The organism is Pseudomonas viridiflava (assembly GCF_900602065.1).
GTDB lineage: Bacteria > Pseudomonadota > Gammaproteobacteria > Pseudomonadales > Pseudomonadaceae > Aquipseudomonas.
Genome location: NZ_UWFN01000116.1, coordinates 478,322 through 496,942 on the forward strand (window position 1 = coordinate 478,322; position 18,621 = coordinate 496,942).

At 59.2% G+C, this 18,621-nt stretch carries 17 protein-coding genes; 1 reads left to right on the forward strand and 16 read right to left on the reverse strand.

All coding sequences use genetic code 11. The features are described from left to right. Positions 1-19 precede the first annotated feature (19 nt). From EE949_RS07440 to EE949_RS07500, 13 genes are all read right to left on the reverse strand, one after another. Positions 20-1,591 (reverse strand): gamma-glutamyltransferase family protein, encoded by a 1,572-nt coding sequence (locus EE949_RS07440; protein WP_122663687.1) that lies wholly within the window; start codon positions 1,589-1,591, stop codon positions 20-22. 219 nt (positions 1,592-1,810) lie between these two features. Then, positions 1,811-3,475 carry an FAD-dependent oxidoreductase gene (locus EE949_RS07445; protein WP_122663688.1) on the reverse strand — a complete coding sequence of 555 codons (1,665 nt, stop codon included), beginning with the start codon at positions 3,473-3,475 and terminating at the stop codon, positions 1,811-1,813. Between the two features lie 179 nt (positions 3,476-3,654). Then, a complete protein-coding gene (locus EE949_RS07450; protein WP_122663689.1) occupies positions 3,655-4,842 on the reverse strand; it encodes an MFS transporter in 1,188 nt (395 codons plus the stop codon). A 350-nt stretch (positions 4,843-5,192) separates the two neighbouring features. Next, the gene (locus EE949_RS07455; RefSeq protein WP_122663690.1) at positions 5,193-5,714 is read right to left on the reverse strand and encodes a DUF3833 domain-containing protein; all 522 of its coding nucleotides are present in this window, start codon (positions 5,712-5,714) and stop codon (positions 5,193-5,195) included. Between the two features lie 23 nt (positions 5,715-5,737). Next, positions 5,738-6,265, reverse strand: a complete 528-nt coding sequence (locus EE949_RS07460) for a chalcone isomerase family protein (RefSeq protein ID WP_122663691.1) — start codon at positions 6,263-6,265, stop codon at positions 5,738-5,740. A 185-nt stretch (positions 6,266-6,450) separates the two neighbouring features. Beyond that, on the reverse strand, positions 6,451-7,038 hold the full coding sequence (locus EE949_RS07465; RefSeq protein WP_122663692.1) for a peroxidase-related enzyme: 588 nt from the start codon (positions 7,036-7,038) through the stop codon (positions 6,451-6,453). Next, complete coding sequence (locus EE949_RS07470) at positions 7,038-7,556, reverse strand: CMD domain protein (protein WP_122663693.1); 519 nt, start codon at positions 7,554-7,556, stop codon at positions 7,038-7,040. Before EE949_RS07470 ends, EE949_RS07465 begins: the two co-directional genes overlap by 1 nt. Positions 7,557-7,632: 76 nt before the next feature. Next, the gene (locus EE949_RS07475) at positions 7,633-9,198 is read right to left on the reverse strand and encodes an ABC transporter substrate-binding protein (protein WP_122663694.1); all 1,566 of its coding nucleotides are present in this window, start codon (positions 9,196-9,198) and stop codon (positions 7,633-7,635) included. Between the two features lie 55 nt (positions 9,199-9,253). Continuing rightward, the gene (locus EE949_RS07480; RefSeq protein WP_122663695.1) at positions 9,254-10,267 is read right to left on the reverse strand and encodes an ABC transporter ATP-binding protein; all 1,014 of its coding nucleotides are present in this window, start codon (positions 10,265-10,267) and stop codon (positions 9,254-9,256) included. After that, positions 10,257-11,270: an ABC transporter ATP-binding protein gene (locus EE949_RS07485; RefSeq protein WP_122663696.1), complete on the reverse strand. Its 1,014-nt coding sequence runs from the start codon at positions 11,268-11,270 to the stop codon at positions 10,257-10,259. The genes EE949_RS07480 and EE949_RS07485 overlap by 11 nt, the downstream gene beginning before the upstream one ends. Further along, complete coding sequence (locus EE949_RS07490; protein ID WP_122663697.1) at positions 11,267-12,172, reverse strand: ABC transporter permease; 906 nt, start codon at positions 12,170-12,172, stop codon at positions 11,267-11,269. Before EE949_RS07490 ends, EE949_RS07485 begins: the two co-directional genes overlap by 4 nt. Then, complete coding sequence (locus tag EE949_RS07495; protein WP_122663698.1) at positions 12,169-13,143, reverse strand: ABC transporter permease; 975 nt, start codon at positions 13,141-13,143, stop codon at positions 12,169-12,171. The genes EE949_RS07490 and EE949_RS07495 overlap by 4 nt, the downstream gene beginning before the upstream one ends. Then, a complete protein-coding gene (locus EE949_RS07500) occupies positions 13,140-14,600 on the reverse strand; it encodes an FAD-dependent oxidoreductase (protein WP_122663699.1) in 1,461 nt (486 codons plus the stop codon). The genes EE949_RS07495 and EE949_RS07500 overlap by 4 nt, the downstream gene beginning before the upstream one ends. Before the next feature lie 424 nt (positions 14,601-15,024). Between EE949_RS07500 and EE949_RS07505 the strand changes: the two genes are divergently transcribed. Next, the gene (locus tag EE949_RS07505; protein WP_122663700.1) at positions 15,025-15,951 is read left to right on the forward strand and encodes a LysR family transcriptional regulator; all 927 of its coding nucleotides are present in this window, start codon (positions 15,025-15,027) and stop codon (positions 15,949-15,951) included. 9 nt (positions 15,952-15,960) lie between these two features. Here EE949_RS07505 and pstB read toward each other — a convergent pair whose 3' ends face one another. The 3 genes from pstB to pstC are packed head-to-tail and all read right to left on the reverse strand — an operon-like array spanning position 15,961 to position 18,616. After that, positions 15,961-16,740 carry a phosphate ABC transporter ATP-binding protein PstB gene (pstB, locus tag EE949_RS07510; protein WP_087263883.1) on the reverse strand — a complete coding sequence of 260 codons (780 nt, stop codon included), beginning with the start codon at positions 16,738-16,740 and terminating at the stop codon, positions 15,961-15,963. Next, complete coding sequence (gene pstA, locus EE949_RS07515) at positions 16,740-17,624, reverse strand: phosphate ABC transporter permease PstA (RefSeq protein ID WP_122663701.1); 885 nt, start codon at positions 17,622-17,624, stop codon at positions 16,740-16,742. Before pstA ends, pstB begins: the two co-directional genes overlap by 1 nt. Next, on the reverse strand, positions 17,621-18,616 hold the full coding sequence (gene pstC / locus EE949_RS07520) for a phosphate ABC transporter permease subunit PstC (protein WP_122663702.1): 996 nt from the start codon (positions 18,614-18,616) through the stop codon (positions 17,621-17,623). The genes pstA and pstC overlap by 4 nt, the downstream gene beginning before the upstream one ends. Between the last annotated feature and the right edge of the window lie 5 nt (positions 18,617-18,621).

The window sequence follows — 18,621 nt, forward strand, 5'->3', positions numbered from 1 at the left end:
TGTACAAAGGCTTTTCCGATCAGTTCGGCTGCCCCAGTGCGAGACCTTCGCCGCGAGGATCATGCATGGCGCTGCGACGCTCGTCAGCATCAATGGCGATGATTCCAGCATGCCCGGTCATGGGACTGCGTGTGGGAATGATTTCCACCTCATGCCCCATGGCAGCCAGCCCTTCGAGGGTCGCTGCACTCATGTCAGCTTCAAGCTTGAGGTTATCGGTGCTGTCGAAGAAACTGCGGCCCAGCAAAAAGCGCGGGGTTTCCAGCGCTACATCGATGGGCTGCTGATAGTCCACCAGTTGTGTAGCCAGCACCATCTGCGTTTGAGGCTGACCATCGCCCCCTTGAGTACCAAAGAACCAGCGGCGGCCGTCATCGGCCAGATAGCAGGATGGGTTCAAGGTATGCGCAGGCCGCTTGCCGGGAGCCCAGCCGTTAACGTGAGCAGGATCGGCATTGAAACCCGCAGCACGGTTCTGCCACAGCACGCCGGTATCACCCAGGATGCAGCCCGAGCCGAAATCGTGAAACAGGCTCTGGATCAGGCACGCGGTTCGACCCTGTGCATCGGTGGCCGCCATCCAGACGGTATCGGCAGGTCGACCCGGTTCATTCCATGGCGCGGCACGCTGACCGTCGATGGCATCGGCATAGGCCTTGATTTGCGCATCCTCCAGGCTGGCAGCGAAATCCCACGCCGAGCTCAGCGGATCGCACAGCTGCGCATTACGTCGCAGCAACCCCTGCTTAATGGCTTCCACCAAATAGTGATAGTACTGCGCGCTGCCGTTATCCACTTGCGCCAATGGCTTGTGCTGCAGTGCGGCCATCGCCTGCAAGGTGTAGAGACCCTGACAGGGCGGCGCCACGTTGTAGAGTCGACCCTGACGATAGCGCACCGAAATCGGCGCGACTTCAAGCGCACGAGTATTGGCGAGATCCGCCGTTGTCAGGCCACAACCGAGTTGGTCAAATGCCGCCCCGAAAGCCTCGGCCAACTCGCCACGATAGAAATCCTCAACGCCGTGCCTGGCCAGATGCCGTAACGTATTGGCCAGCTCGGGCTGGCGCAAGGTATCGCCCTCGCCCAGCCAGCGCCCGTCGGTCTTGCACAGGCGATGCAGGTCAGGCAATTGCTCGATCAGCGGCTGACGCATCGTCTGCCAGAACAATTGCGACTGGGACACCGGCGCACCATGATCAGCCATCACAGCGGCGTCTTCCAGCAAGTCCCGCCAACCCAGCCTGGAGCCCCACTCAAGACGACTGATGTTCGCTGCGGTCTGCCAACTGGCCAACGCACCCGCGGTGCTAGCAACCGAAGCAGGTCCGCGAACGGTGATTTTTCCACCTTCAGGCAAGTGCTGACCGGCGTGACCAATCCCCACGATGGTGCGCACCTTGCTGTCATGGATCATCCATAGGGCATCGCCGCCTAACCCGGTCATGTGCGGAAAAACCGCAGCAAGCATGGCACTGGCAGCCAGCATTGCGTCGATAGCCGTGCCTCCGGCGTCGAGAATACGCAGGCCGGCGGCACTGGCTTCGGCATGAGGTGTGCAAATGACGGCGCGAGTGGAGGTAGCGATCATGATCAAAGGCTCTCTATTTTTGCTAGCTATCAATAGTTTTATTGTTAGCAGAGCAAGATATGTGCCTCCTACTCCATGACCTGAATAGACGCGATCGTGGGACCGGCTTTAGCCGGGAAAGCTGCCTCCCAAACGACGCAGATGTAGCGACTGTACCGGCCTCTTCCCGGCTGAAGCCGGTCCCACGTCTTTCACAGGCAGCTCCTGCGCAAACAGGCGTTACCCTCGCTTCACGGCCTCAAATATCTGCGCGACCACTGCCGCACCCTCTCCTACTGCTGCAGCCACCCGCTTGGTCGACTGCGCCCGCACATCGCCGATGGCAAAGACACCCTTGCGGTTGGTCTCCAGCGGCAAAGGAATCCAGTCGTCCACCGCGACACTGCACACCGAGCGCCCAGTGATGACGAAGCCCTTAGGGTCGGTTTCCACGCAGTCACGCAACCAGTCGGTATTGGGGTCTGCGCCAATGAACAGAAACAGGTGCCGCAATGGGCGTGTGTCGCGCTGCAACGTGTCGCGATTCTGGAATACGGCGCCTTGCAGGCCGCTGACCTCATCACCTTGTAGCTCAACGATTTCAGTGCGGGTATGGATCACTACGTTGGGTAACAAGGCAATGCGCTCGATCAGGTACTGAGACATCGACGCTTCCAGCCCTGCGCCGCGCACCACCAAGTGCAAACGCTTGACCTGCGGAGCCAGAAACGCCACTGCCTGCCCTGCGGAATTTCCTGCGCCCACCAGGGCAACTTCCGCGCCCTGACAGATCTTCGCTTCTATGGGGGAGGCCCAGTAAGAAACACCTTTTCCCTCGAACAGATCGATATTCGCCACGGGCAACTTGCGATAGCGCGCACCGGATGCGATCACCACCGCCTTTGCATGGATACTTGCGCCCGTGGTCAGTTCGACACGCGGCAGGTCCGGCACCGTGCAATCGAGATGGGAAACCTGCAACGGGATGGCCATCTTCGCACCGAACTTCTGCGCCTGGGTGAACGCGCGACCGGCCAGTGCCTGGCCGGAAATGCCGGTCGGGAACCCCAGATAGTTTTCAATCCGCGCCGACGCGCCGGCCTGACCGCCATACGCCCGCTGATCCAGCACCAGCACCGACAAACCTTCTGAGGCGGCATACACCGCAGTGGCCAATCCCGCTGGCCCGGCCCCCACGACAGCGATGTCGTAGATCACATCAGGGTCCAGCTGCGGGGTAATCCCCAGGCAAACCGCAGCCTCGGCGTTATCGGGATTTTTCAGAACGGTGCCGTTGGGACAGATCATCAGCGGCAGGTCGGCCTCGGCAACACCCAGACGAGCAATCAGCAGCTTTGTTTCTTCATCGTCCGAGGAGATGTCGAGCACCGTATTCGGGTAACCATTGCGAGTCAGAAAACCCTGCAATCCGGCCAGCCGCCCCTCTCCGGAATGGCCCACCAGAATCGAACCGACCCGGTCAGACTGGATCATCCCGACCCGACGCAAAATGAACGCACGCATGACCATTTCACCCAACTCTGCCGAGCCGATGATCAACGCCCGTATGTGCGCGACGTCGTAAGGCAGCGCCACACAGCCGTCCAGCCCGGCACGACCTTCCACCAGCGAAGCACGATCCCCCAAGAGGCCCGACTCGCCGGTGATCTCCCCCGCTCCCCCCTGACTAATAACCGCCTCACGACCCAGCCCGTCACGCCGAATCAAGTCCACCGTACCTTCCAGCACCAGCCAGATGGCAATCCCGCGTTCGCCCACGTTGAACATGATCGCTCCCGGCTCGAAGCGCTGCGCCGGACCACTGGCAAAGCGCCGGGCAAGCTCGATCTGGGCGGGAGTGAAAACCGGGAACATTTGCGGGCGACGGGTATCAAGCAAGCTCATGGCTAGTCCTTGGGCGGCTGTGCCGCGCGCATGTGAAAGTCCTGACCTTCTTGTTAGTCCTTTTTTTACCCGCGCGGATAGCAGGTTTGTGCTGCGCACGACGAACTGACAAGCCTTGACTCAACCTGCACAGGGCAAAAAGCCCCGCATCGCGAGGCTTTTTTGTTCTCTATATCCCGTCAGGCCGCCACAGCCTGCGCCCTTTTCATGCTCCACATCGCGACCACTGCGATCAACGCAACAATAGCGCTGAACAGCTCGCCGACATGGCGCAAGCCAAAGACCGGCACGCTGACGCCTACAGCAATCACCGGCAGCGACATGGACAGGTACAACACCACAAACAGCGCCGAGGCAACTGCGGCTTTCTGATGAGCAGGACTGGCGGCAGTCACCGCCCCCATGCCGGCGCGGAACACCATACCCTGGCCGATCCCTGCCGTGATGCCGGCAATGATCAGCAGCAGGATTTGCTCGGTGGCAATACTCAAGCCCAAGGTCAGCATGCCAAGGATCAGCGCGACGCAACCCAGAGTCATGTGCTGACGGGACGGCAACCATTGCAGCAGGGCCTGGCCCACCACTGATGCCGCGAAGAATGAGCCGACCACCGCGCCGATCACGATACCGCTGGACTGTTCCATGACCTGGCGCATGATCGACGGGACCATGCTGGTAAAAAGACCGGCGACGCTGAACCCCGCCAACCCGGCAATGGCCGCCGGTATGAACAGGCTACGGACTTCGGCAGGAATCGATGGACGCATGACCCGCAGACGTGGCACTGCCGGGCGCGTAACGGTCTCCCGAGCGACTATGACGCCCACCAGCGCGAGAGCCAGAAAACCCAGGTGCAACCAGAACACCAATTGCAGAGGGTGCGGTAAATGCTGGGAGGTCAGGCCCGCGAGCAAAGGCCCCAGCCCAAGGCCAAACATGTTGGCGGCCGTCGCGACAAGCGTTGAGCGCTTGCTCCAGGACTTGGGAGCCAATTCGATAACGGCCACGGTCGCGGTCCCGGTCATGATCCCCGCAGAAAACCCGGAAAACAGTCGCCCCAGCAACAGACCGCCGATGGAGTCGCAATACAGGAAAATCACTGCACTGATCGCCCCCATGACCAGACCTGCACACAGCATCGGACGACGCCCAACCTGATCCGACCAACTGCCCACTGCCAGCAACGCGGCAATAACCCCGGCCGCATAGATCGAGAAGATCAGCGTCACCCAGGTTTCACCGAAACCCATTTGCTGTTGGTAATAGACATACAGCGGCGTCGGCAATGTAGTACCGACCATTACGATAAGCAGCGCGCAGGCCACCAGAATGAAATCTCTGCTGGAGGTTGAAACAGGCTTGGTCATGCAGGGCGTCCGGTGGGGAGATTCGTGGTCATGCGCCAGGCATCAAAGGCCGGGGTAGCCATAATACAGAGGGGTGGTCACGATCGGCAGAGAAGGTTCCAAGAAATTTCAGAAAGACAGGCGAACAACTCAAACTCCGACACCTGTCGCGCGGTAAATGAAGTATCTGTGGGTTGCCTGCAAACCCAATTCCGGTGGGAGCGAATTCATTCGCGAATGGGCCGGTACAGACAATAGGTATTCAGCGTCAGACAATCAGTCTTCCCGAATGAATTCGGTCCCACAGGGAAAGTGGCGCCTAAAAAATTGCGGGCCAATACAGAGTCTGGCAGTTGCTGCCCCTCTCGCCATTATTCCTTACGAAAGAAAAACGTCACTTGCCCCAACTCCACGCCCAGCTTGCTCATGTACGAACGATTGGCCAGGGTCTTGTCGTCGAGCAGCCACATCCAGTCATCGAAGTGCACTTTGTAGGTCGTGCCATCCACCGGCAGGTTCAGCACATAGCGCCAATGGAAGGCATTGCCGGAAACCTCTCCGAAAGCTTCGCCATCAACGTCTCCGGCCGTGCCCTTCCAGCGGCCTGGGCCATCAGGACGAAGCGTCCATATGCGAGTTTCTTTTTTACCGTCGCTATAGGTGAAGTCCTCGTGCAGGATCAGCGCTTCTCCTTCGCTACGGCCGTTAATCACAACGTCCATGCGTTTGGTGACCTCTCCCGAGCGCTTCTGGAAGATGCCCCGAGCAACGACGCGTCCGTTGAAATACTCTCGCAGATCCAGCTTGGGGGTCTCCTGACTGTATTGCTTCACGTCCACGCCGCTGCAGGCAGTCAAACCGATACACGCAGCGATGATCAAGGCCTTCCACATGTCGCAGCTCCCCACAAAATAAATTACTTTCCGGCGCTCCCCATCAGTTGCTCGCGCAGCTCGGGGTTACGGGTTTTCGGGCTTAACCAGATATCAAAGAACGCTTTTGCAAACTGCGGATCCTGTACAACGTGCTGCAGTTTGTCACCGACGTAAAAGCGCGCTTCGCGGCCCGGGAAGTAAACCCCGGTAATTTTCATGCCCTCTTCAACATCGACAAACGCCTGGGCCATTTGCTCACGCCAGGCGACCAACTGCGCTTCAGGGACTGCCTTCGGTGAGGTGCGCTTGATCTCTACGATGCTGGCCTCAACCAGATCATCCCGAGAAATCGTGCGGTGATAGGTCAGCTCCAGCGCCAGCGGCTGGTCAGCCTTGAAAGGCTTGCCAGCACTCAGCAATCGCGCGGTGTAGACACGGAAGCCGAACACGCGCAGATCGCCGCCGCCGATGACCTGAGCATTGGGCAACGCTTCTTGCCACGAAGCACTTGCCACTTGGCTGAACACCTGACTAAACAGCAGAAAAACCACTAACCAAAGCCGTGCCATTCGACGCCTCCCGTCCGGGTCTTCAAAGGCAGACCAAAAAGGGCCAGCATCGGGGTGCAAGGTCAAAGACCACAACAACACCGGGATGCTGACCCCTCAAACCTAAAAGCTATACGACGAATAGGAGTTTGTACAATTTTTATCGAGGTTTTTATTCAAACGCTCGATTGGCTGGAAAGCCGCGCCTACTCGCCTTTGTAGACGGGTTCGCCAAGGTTGAGCATCAGACGGTTAGCCCAGGCAAATATCGAGATCGCGTGAATCAGGTCCAGTATCTGTGCATCGTCCAGCCCTTGGTCACGCAGTGGCTGAATGTGTTGAGCCCCCACCGCCGCCGGATCCAGGGTCAAGTCGATGGAAAAGCGCACGATGGCTTTTTCCCTGTCGGTAGTCCCGGCCGTTTCAGGGTTCGTAAAGATCTCGGCAATCACATCATTGCGCTTGGCCAGTTGCTCAAAGCGCTGGGCATGCACCGAGGCGCAGTACACGCACTGATTGATCCGGGAAACGACCGTGCTCGCCAGCTCGCGCTCAGCCCGCGACAAACCGCCAGGGGCGTACATGATCGCGTTGAATGCAGCTGATCGCTGGCGCAACACTTCAGGCTGGTGTGCCAGGGTCAGGTAGTAATCGGAGACTTTGGCCTGAGGATGGCTCTCTTCCAGCACCGCCACTTGCTCAGGCGTCGCGCTGTCGAGCTTGATGGTTGGCAGCCAGGCTTTCCAGCCCAGTACTTCGCTGGTGAAGCCATTGATGCGGATCGGTTCACTCATCATGCGGCTCCTGCGGCTGACAATGCGGCAAGGCCCGCGGCCAGCCGGACCTGATAAGACAGATAGGCAATCAACTGCGCTAACACAACGATCTCCGCAGTGGACAATCCGGCTTGCTGGAGTACCTTCAAAGCTTGCCGATCACCTTCCACCGGGCGCTCGATCAAGGTCCGGGTAAAACCGAGAATAGCCTGCAAGCGTGCGTCTTCAAGCTGATCAAGCGAACCTGCTTCACGCGCGGCAATCGTCGACGGGCTGACATCCAGCGCCTGTAATTGCTCAAGATAGTAATCCGCCAACAACTGATTGGGGGTCAGCCTGGCAGCGTAATACGCCACCAGCAGCCGCTCGCTCAACGACAGATTGTCTGCAAGCTGCGGATCGAAAAACTGCTCATGGCTGCCCTGAGTAGCGGCCAGTACCTTGTCACGAGCGTGGCGAACCTGATGCAAATGAGTGCCGGGCGCGAGGCCCAGCAACTCATCCAGCACATCAGGCGATTGAACCGTGGAATTCATCACACATCCTCTGAATACATCGTGCTGAGCCTGTCGCCAGCAAGGCGTCAGGCTCAGGGTTTTAAGTCTTCAAAGCTCAAGGCAGTTTGGTCACCATGCTTGCGGCGGTGCGGTCGCTGACCAAAGGCTCAACCTTCAGGTCTTTACGCGCAGCCCAGATGTTCTGGTAATGGAACAGCGGGATGATGCCTACGTCGTCCGTCACGACTTTGGCGGACTCTTCCAGAATGGCCCGGCGCTTGGCTTCGTCGAACTCGGCGGTGGCTTTGGTCAGCGCCTGATCCACCAACGGGTTGCTGTAGTGCCCCCAGTTCGAAGCGCCCAGGCCCTTGGTGCTGTCGACGGTGGTCAAAATGTTGGTCAGCGCATAAGCCGCTTCGCCAGTGCCGTTGCCCCAGCCAATCACACTGATTGCCAATTCGTTCTTGTTCGCCTTACCGGCGTAAACCGCCCACGGCAGCACTTCCAGCTGCACCTTGACGCCGATCCGCGACCAGAACTGCGCTACGGCCTGCATGGTTTCCGGGGCTTGCGGGTAGCGGTCGCCCGGAACGTGCACGGTCAACTGGAAGCCATCCGGGAAGCCGGCTTCTTTGAGCAGCTCCTTGGCCTGTTTCGGGTCGTACGGGATGTTTTTCAGATTCGCGTTGTAGCCAAAGGTATTGGCTGGCATCCACTGGTTGGCCTCGGTCACGGTGCCTTGCATGATGCGCTCGACAATTGCCTGACGATTGATCGCCAGCGACAACGCCTTGCGCACCTTCACGTCACGCAGCGGGTTCTGTTCCAGCGGCTTGCCAGAATTGTCACGGATAAACTCGTTCGGGCCTTCGCGGAAGCTCGGCTGAACAATCAGCGCACGCAGCCCGGAGTAAGCGTAAACCTTCACATTCGGGCTTTGACGCAAGCGGGCCACGTCAGTTGGCGAAACCTTGTCGATCACGTCCACATCACCCGCCAGCAAGGCTGCGGTGCGACTCGCGGCATTGGCGATGTAACGATAATCAACGCTGTCCCACAGCGGCTTCTCGCCCCAGTACTCGTTGTTGCGCTCGAAAATCGTGCGGTCGCCCGGCACGAAGGAAACAAAACGATAAGGCCCGGTGCCGACCATTGCTTTGCCGGAGTTGTAATCGGCGCTCGCAGCGCCTGCCCCGACATGGCGGCTGACGATGTAGATCGAATCGACGTCCGGCAGCAGGTTAGCGTTAGGCGTGCGGGTCTTGATGATCAGCGTGTGATCATCCTTGGCCTGGATTGACTCGACAGTACGCATGGCTCCGGCGTAGGACGCCACGGAGCCTGGCACAGCGCGGGCACGCTCAAAGGAGAACACGAAGTCATCGGCGGTCAGCGGCTTGCCGTCCTGCCATTTGACGTCGTCGCGCAGGCTGAACTCCCAGGTCTTGTCGTCCAGCACTTTCCAGCTTTTGGCCAGGCCCGGCAGGGTCTTGTCGTCGTGGCGATTGACCAGCGATTCGAACGCATGCAGCGCCACCGAGCGGTCACCGGCATAGTTGTTCAGTTGAGGATCAAGGGACGAGACCGGGTCGGCGTAACCGATACGCAAGGCTTCAGCCGAGGCACTGCCGCCAGCCAGAATCAGGGCCGAGGCCAACAGTGAACGAACAAGAGGTTTCATGTGTTGTTTCCTTGTACGCAATGGCAATGAGAAAGACGGACGATCAAGCGCCCGTTCAGGCTGTTTCGTTGAGGTGGCAAGCGCTCAGGTGGTTCGGCGAAACCTCCCTGAGCGGTGGAACTTCCACGCGACAGCGCGCCATGGCGTGCGGGCAACGAGGATGGAAATGACACCCGGCGGGCGGGTTCAGCGGGCTGGGGATTTCCCCTTTGATCGCGTCATAACGGGCACTGCGAATATCGAAACGCGGGATCTGCGCGAGCAGCGCCTGGGTGTAGGGGTGATTGGCGCGACTGAACAGGTCATCAACGTCAGCGCTTTCCACAACCCGGCCCAGGTACATCACCACCACGCGATCGCACAGATGCTCGACCACACCAAGGTCATGACTGATGAACAGATAGGTCAGGCCAAGCTCGTCGCGCAGGTCCATGAACAGGTTGAGAATCTGCGCCTGAATCGACACGTCCAGCGCCGCCACCGACTCATCGCAGACCAACAATTCAGGCTGTACCGCCAACGCACGAGCGATACCGATTCGCTGCCGCTGACCGCCGCTGAACTGATGCGGATAGCGCTGGCGCAACTGCGGGCTAAGCCCGGCACGTTGCAGTTGAGCGCTCACGTAATCGTCGAACCCGGCCTTGTCGGTCAGGCCATGCAGCAACGCGCCCTCCCCGACGATTCGATCCACTCGCAAGCGCGGATTGAGGCTCGCGGACGGGTCCTGAAAAATCATCTGGATTTTAAGCCGCGCCGCCTGACGCTCTTCATGGGTGAAATCCTCAATGGACTTGCCGTCAATGGAAGCCGTGCCGGAAGACACCGACAGCAAACCGGCGACCATTCGGCCAAGGGTCGACTTGCCACAGCCGGACTCGCCCACCAGCCCGACCACTTCGCCCCGCACGATGCGCAGGTCTACCCGGTCAACAGCGTGAGTCACCGAGGTCGGCCGAGTCAGTTGCAGGCGCTGCAACATATGCTGCAGCCCGGTTTCAGGACTGGCTTTGCCGAATGTCTTGCTGACATCGCGCAGCTCGATGATTGGCGTCGATTCATTGCTCATCGGCGGCTCCCGGATGAAAACAGCGGACCAGTCGGCCCGGCTCTATCGCTTGACTGGGCGGTTCCTGTTCGCACACCGAAGTCGCTCGGGAGCAACGGGCAGAGAAGGCACAGCCCGCTGGCATCGACAGCAAGTCCGGCGCCATGCCCGGAATCTGCCGCAGACGCTGGCCGCGTTTGTTGCGGCTTGGCAGGCTGTCGATCAGGCCTTGGGTATACGGATGTTGCGGGCGATCCAGCACGGCGGCGACACTGCCTTGCTCAACGATCCGTCCGGCATACATCACGGCGATGTCGTCGGCCAAACCGGCGACGACCGACAGATCGTGGGTGATCCAGATCAGTGAGGTGCCTTGCTGACGGACCAGCTTCTGCACTTCACTGAGGATCTGCGCCTGAATGGTCACGTCCAGCGCTGTGGTGGGTTCATCGGCAATGATCAGATCCGGCGAATGCAGCAGCGCAATGGCAATCGCTACCCTCTGACGCATGCCGCCAGACAACTGGTGTGGATAGGCGCGCAAACGCTCATCCGGGCTGGCGATGCCCAGCAGCCCCAAGGTGCGGCTGGCATGTTCACGAGCCTCGGCACGGCTAAGCGGCTGATGGGCTTGCACCGCCTCGATCATTTGCGTGTCGACGCGCAGCACCGGGTTGAGGGTCATCATCGGGTCCTGAAAGATCATCGCTATCCGATTACCTTGCAGGTGACGCAGCTCTTTTGCCGACAAACGCGTCAGGTCACGGCCTTGAAAAAGCACTTCCCCGCCGCTGATCCGCCCCGGCTCATCGACCAGACCGAGGATGGAGAAACCAGTGACTGACTTGCCGGAACCGGACTCGCCCACCAGGCCAAGGATTCGCCCCGGCTGAATGCTCAGCGATACATCACGCACCGCAGGCAAGACCCCGGCGCGGGTGTAGAAAGACGTGCACAGCCCACGCACATCCAGAGTCGGCTGCACGTTTGCCAGCGGCTCGGCAGAGAGGTCGGGCAGGCTCATCGTTGCAACCTCGGGTTCAGCACATCACGTAAACGGTCACCCACCAGGTTGATGGCGACGATGGTTATCAGCAGCGCCAGCCCCGGGTAGAAACTGATCCAGTACTCATCACTGAGCATGTACTGAAAGCCGTTGGCGATCAGCAGACCCAGCGACGGTTCGGTAATCGGCACGCCAAGGCCCAGGAACGAAAGCGTGGCTTCCAGGGTGATCGCCCGGGCGATCTGCAATGCACCAATGACGATCAGCGGCGGCAGGCAATTGGGCAGAATGTGCCCGACCACGATGCGCCACGAACCAATGCCCTGCCCCCGCGCCGCATCGACGTACTCGCGGCGGCTCTCGGTCAGTGCCTGACCACGGGCGGTACGGGCGTAGTAAGCCCATTCCAGCACCACCAGCGTCAGCATCACATTACCGACGCCCTTGCCCAGCCAGGCGAGAATCATCAACGCCATGAGAATGACCGGGAACGACAGCAGCAGATCCACCAGACGCATCAACAAGGCATCGACCCAACCGCCCGCATAGGCAGAGAGCAACCCGAGCATGGTGCCGAGTACCGCCGCGATCAACGCAGAACCGATACCCACCCAGAGACTGATACGCAGGCCGTAAATAATCGCTGAAAGCAGATCGCGCCCCTGACCATCAGTCCCCAGCCAATAGGTGTAGCCGCCGTCTACGTTCTCTGTGCCTGGCGGGAGGCGCGCATCAAGCACGTTGAGCTGCATCAGGTCATAAGGGTTCTGATAGACAATCCACGGTGCCAGCGCCGCGACCCCGACGATGAAAACCAACACCAGCAACCCGAGCATGGCCGTGGGCGAGGTTTTGAATTCCGAGACACCGCGACGCCACGGAGACTGCGCCTTGAAGGTCGCTACAGGAGCCTGACTCATCGTTTTGCCTCCACACGCACACGCGGGTCGAGGAAGTAATACAAGGCATCGACAATCAGGTTGAGCACCACAAAAATCACCACGACCACCATCAGATAAGCCACCACCACCGGGCGGTCGAGCATGTTGATGCTGTCCAGAATCAGCTTGCCTGCGCCCGGCCAGGCGAAAATGCTTTCGGTCACCACGGCGTACGCGATAGTCGAACCCAGCTCCATGGCCAACACCGTAACCAGCGGGATCATGGTGTTGCGCATCACATGCATGCACATCACCCGGACCGGTGACAGCCCCTTGGCCCGGGCAAACTTCACGTACTCCTGTGGCAGCACTTCACGCACACCGGCGCGAGTCAGACGCAACACCAGAGATATCTTGAACAACGCCAGATTCAGCGCAGGCAAGATCAGATGCTGCAGGCCATCCAGGGTCAGGAATGACCACTGAATGCCGAACAGCTCAAGCGTCTCGCCGCGGCCACTGGCAGGCAACCAGCCGAGCTTGATGGAGAACAGCATGATCATCATCAGCGCGACCCAGAACGCGGGCAGCGAGAAACCGACGATGCTTGAAGCCATCAGCACGCGTGACAGAGGATGATCGGGATAACGGCCCGCGAACATGCCCAGCGGTACGCCAAGGACAACCGCCAGAAACATCGCGCTGAACGCCAGTTCAAACGTTGCAGGCAGGCGCTGCACGATCAGGCGCATGGCGTCTTCGTGATACACAAAACTCTGCCCGAGATTGCCTTGCACCGCGCCCTTGAGAAACAGCAGGTATTGCTGCCACAACGGCTTGTCCAGGCCCAGATGCGCGATGGCCGCGAGCCGTTCGGCCTGGTTCAGGTCTTCGCCGACCAGAATATCCATGGGATTGCCTATGGCGTTCAGGCCAATGAACACCACCAGCGTCATCAGCAGCACCACCAGCAGCGACTGACTCAGACGCCGCACCAGCCAGCCGATCATCCGCGCAACTCTTGAGCCGTGGGCTCGCTGGCAACCCATTCGTCACCGAGCAATTCAGGCTCGGCATAATTCTGCATAGCGGCGAAATGCAGCTCGATATCTTCATTGAACAACTGCCCGGCCAGACCTTGAGCGAGACGCTTGGCGCCTTCGCTGATGGCTGGAATATCACCCGACACCGCGCCGTAGCTCAGGGCTGCGGGGTAATTGAAACAGTGGATCTGACCGATGCCAGGGCATGCGCCAGGGGTCTTCTCCTGAAACTCGAAGCACAGGCCCAGGTCCGGCAAGTCCTCCAGCTCGTTATCCGGCTCGCTGCCCGGAGGCGTGAAACTGTCGCTCCAGGCGCGCACATGCTGGGCGAAGCTGGCGAACTCGGGACGCAACTGGAAGTTGGTGCGGAAGCCTGTGGCGAAGACCAGAAAATCCACCTCGATCCGCGCTTTCGGCGTATCCAGCCATAGGCCTCCGGCCGGGTTTTGCTGAACGGCGACAACCGGGCTGTTCAACAGAAAGCGTGAGTTGGGTGAGCGCGAGACGCGTTGAGTGCTGCCACGTGGCGGCGGGACTTGCTGAGTGTTGAGGTATTTGCGGATTCGCCATTTCCAGGCATCCGGCAAACGCCAGTAACCGTGGGTCATGCCCGGATTACCGGCGCCCTTGCCTTTGTTGACCCGTGGCAGCTCGGCGCGACGAATCAGCAGATCGACACGTTGCGCACCGGCTTCAAGCGCCGTGGCCGCGCTGTCCATCGCCGAAGCGCCACCGCCGATGACCGCGACGCGTTTGCCGACGAACCAGTCATCCTGCAGACCATCGGCTGAATGCGCCCAGACATCCCGAGGCAGGCTATGTGCGAAATCGGGCACCCAAGGGCCGCCCAGTCCATCGCGACCGGTGGCCAATACCACGTGACGAGCCAGGATAGTTTGACGCTGCCCGGCATGTTCGATATCCAGCTCAACCAGCCCGTCAGCCCTGGGCTGTACGCGGCTGACGCGATGCTCGTTGCGCACGTCGAGGTTCAATGCCTTGCGATACCAACGCAGGTAATCAGCCCATTGCAGACGCGGGATCTTGTCCAGCGCATTCCACGCCTCAAGACCGAACTGGGCCTCGAACCAGGCACGGAAGGTCAGCGCGGGCAACCCCAGTGCAGGCCCGGTCAGTTGCTTGGGCGAGCGCAGGGTTTCCATGCGCGCGGTGGTCGCCCAGGGGCCTTCGAAGCCGGTTGGCGATTGGTCATAGATTCGTGTAATCACACCCATGTGGCGTAACTCTGCTGCCAGCGCCAGCCCTGCCATTCCGCCGCCGATGATAGCCACGTCCAATACTGCCTGGCCGTCATTGACCCGTGGTTTTACCCAGGGTGCGGCGGGCAGATCCAGCCATTGCAGATCCTGCTGCAGACGAGCTTCGAGCGCAGCAAGACCGCTGACGGTGTTCATATCGGACATTTTCAATACTCGGCGTTCGAGAAAAGGTGGTCACTTGCCATACAAGAAGCGTTCCACACTCATACATTTACGAATTCATAGGCCTCATGAATTCGAATAACGCATGGTAAGAGTCGGCGAATATTCCTTCAACGACGATTATTGAATATTGATATTCCAGAAAAGCATTAAAAGATCAGCAGCGCTATATCCAGCGCAACGCCTTGGAACCGGCTTTAGCCGGGAAAGAGGCCGTTACAGTCACTAAGCTCCACATCAGCTTGCAGGCAAACATGAAATCTCCAGGCAGCACCATCACCGTGACAATTCGCGATATTCATTGAATGGGCCAGCAAGACAAATCCCACACGCAGCTTGAGCGTTACAGCCTGTAACTGATAGCTTGGCGCCACAACGCTAAAAGCCATTCCGGATCGCGAGCCCAATGAACCGAAACGAACTGCGCAAGGCCGACATCAATCTGATGGTGGTTTTCGAAACCTTGATGCAAGAACGCAACGTCACTCGCGCCGCCGAAAAACTGTTTCTCGGTCAACCGACCATCAGCGCCGCGCTCAACCGCCTGAGGGCGCTATTCAATGACCCGCTGTTCATCCGCGTCGGTCACCGGATGGAACCGACCGCAAGGGCACAGGAAATCATTCATCACCTGTCCCCGGCACTCGATGCAATGTCGGTCGCCCTGAGCCTGACCCGGGATTTCGACCCGGCCAGCAGCGACATGACCTTTCGCATCGGACTCTCGGATGACGTCGAATACAGCCTGATGCCAGCCCTTTTGCGGGCCATCCGCGAAGAAGCGCCCGGTGTTGTGCTGGTCATCAAGCAGGTCAACTACTGGAATATCTCCGAGTTGCTCATGTCCGGCGAAATCACCGTGGGGGTATGCCTGACTCAGGAGCTGCCCGCCAACGCCAAACGCAAACTGCTGCGCTCGATACAGCCGATGGTGGTACGCGCCGACAAATCAGCAACGCCGATGACGCTGGATGAATACTGCGCACGCCCGCATGTGGTGGTCTCTCACGTGGCCAATATCAGCAGCTTCGCCGATGAATGGCTGGACGCGATTGGTCGCAAACGCAAGGCCGTGCTGTCAGTACCGCAATACAGCACATTGCCCGCACTGATGGCGGGCACTGATTTGTTGTGCAATCTGCCGGATCACCTGACTCAGGCAATGATCAATACCGGCCAGTTGTATGGCGAACCCCTGCCCTTCATCACACCGAATCTGGAACTGTCCATGACCTGGCTGAGCATCATGGACACCGACCCGGCAGAGCGGTGGTTACGCAAAAGGCTGGAAGAATTCATGGGAGACCGCGACAAGGTCTCCCCGATTCTCTGAGAAGGGAAATCAGCCGAAACGGCCGGTGATGTAGTCTTCAGTCTGGCTTTTGGATGGCTTGGTGAAGATCGTGTCAGTGTCGCCGTGCTCGATCAGTTCACCCATGAACATGAACGCGGTGTAATCCGAGCAACGCGCAGCCTGCTGCATGTTGTGAGTCACGATGATCACCGTGAACTGCTCTTTGAGTTCAGTGATCAGTTGCTCGATACGCCCGGTAGAGATCGGGTCCAGCGCTGAAGTCGGCTCGTCGAGCAGCAGGACTTGCGGACGCAGCGCGATGGTGCGGGCAATGCACAGACGCTGCTGTTGACCGCCAGACAGACCGGTCGCGCTCTTGTTGAGTTTGTCTTTGACTTCGTCCCACAGCGCAGCACCACGCAGGGCCTCTTCCACGCGGTCTTCCATTTCACGGCGCGACAGCTTTTCATGGTGCTTGATGGCGTAGGAAATGTTGTCGAAGATCGACATCGGGAACGGCACAGGCTTCTGAAACACCATGCCCACGTGGCTACGCAGGCGGTTCATCGAATAACCCGGCGCCAGGATGTTCTCACCGTTCAGCAGTACTTCACCCTTGGCTTCCTGCTTGGGGTACATCGCGTAGATACGGTTGAACACGCGCAGCAGGGTCGACTTGCCGCAACCCGAAGGACCGATGATCGCGGTGATGCGTTTCTCCGGGATGATCATGTCGATGGATTTCAGCGACTTCTGTTCGTTGTAGAAAAACTCCAGACCACGAACTTGAATCTTGGTTTTTTCATTGGCAAGGGAAAGGTTATTCATCAAGACGCCCTATTGCGCAAAAGAATTAAGCGGGAAGCGAGGCTGAGGATCAGCACGAACAGTGTCATGACCAGAGCGCCTGCCCAAGCCAGAGAGTGCCAATCGTCGAATGGGCTCATGGCGTACTGGAACACCACGACCGGTACGCTGGCCATCGGCTTGAGCAGATCGCTGCTCCAGAACTGGTTGCCGAACGCAGTAAACAACAAAGGCGCGGTTTCGCCAGTGATGCGGGCCAGCGCCAGCAAGACACCAGTCACCACACCCGCTTTGGCGGCACGCAGTACGATCTGCAGGGTCAACTTCCACTGCGGCACACCCAGCGCCAGCGCGGCTTCGCGCATGGTTGAAGGCTGCAACTGAAGCATTTCATCGGTGGTACGCACCACCACGGGGATCACCAGCAACGCCAACGCCAGCGCACCGGCAATCGCCGAAAAGCCGACCTTGTGATCCGTCCATTCGTTGAGGGGCAGAATCACCGCGGTGTACACAAACAGGCCCAGCACGATGGACGGAGCGGACAACAGGATGTCGTTGACGAAGCGCACCGCGTTGCCGAGCTTCGAGTACCGGGCGAACTCTGCCAGCCAGACGCCAGCCATCAGGCCAATCGGCGTGCCGATCAACAGACCGATGCCTGACATCAGCACGCTGCCGTAAAAGGCGTTGGCCAGACCGCCTTCAACACCCGGCGGCGGAGTCATGCCGCTGAACAGTCGAAAGTTTAATGCGTCCACACCATTGATGATGGTGGTCAGCAGGATCCACACCAGCCACAACAGGCCAAAAGCCGTCGCCGCGCAGCTAAGGACCATTGCTGCCTTGTTCTTTAGGTCGCGAACCCGGTACAGGCTCTCGTTGCCAGTCACATCCTTACTCATAACCCCTCCTTGCGGGACAGACGCGACAGCATGATGCGAGCCAGGGCCAGCACGATGAAGGTCACTACGAACAGCAGGAAGCCCAGGGCAATCAACGACGAGCGATGCAGGTCGGTGTAAGCCTCGTTGAACTCGTTGGCGATTACCGAAGCAATCGAGCTGCTTGGCATCATCAGCGACGCCGAGAACTGGTGGGAGTTGCCCAGTACGAAGGTCACCGCCATGGTTTCACCCAGCGCACGGCCCAGTCCGAGGAAGATGCCGCCGACAACAGCGGAACGGGTGTAAGGCAGAACGATGTCCCAGACCACTTCCCAAGTCGTGCCGCCCAGTGCGTAGGCAGACTCTTTAAGGGTGGTAGGTACACTTTTGAATACTTCGACCATCACCGAGGTAATGAACGGCGTGATCATGATCGCCAGCACGATACCGGCGGTGAGCATGCCGATACCCAATGGCGGCCCTTGGAACATCGGGCCGATAAAGGGCAGTTCGCCCAGGTTCTCATTGATCCATGGCGCGATATGTTCAGCCATGTAAGGACCGAACACGAACAGGCCCCACATGCCGTAGATGATCGAAGGAATACCCGCCAGCAGTTCGATAGCCGAAGAGATCGGCAGGCGCAACCAGGGCGGCGCAACTTCAGTCAGAAAAATCGCAATGCCGAAGCTCACCGGAACGGCGATCAGCAAAGCCAGAAAAGAGGTCACCAAAGTACCGTAGATCGGCACCAGTGCGCCAAACTTGCCACCGACCACGTCCCACTCGGTGCTGGTCAGAAAACCGAAACCGAACGTCTGGAATGCAAGGCTGCCGCCCCACAAGGTCGAAAGTGCGATACAGCCGAGCAATGCCAGAACCAGCATCGCCGAACCGCCCATGACGCGTTTGAACCAGCGATCATGACGCTGATCACGGGCCGCGCGGCGTTCACCTTCAGTGACAGAAGCAGGGATCGCAGCGGACAAATATTGGGTGTTTTCAGTCATCTTGG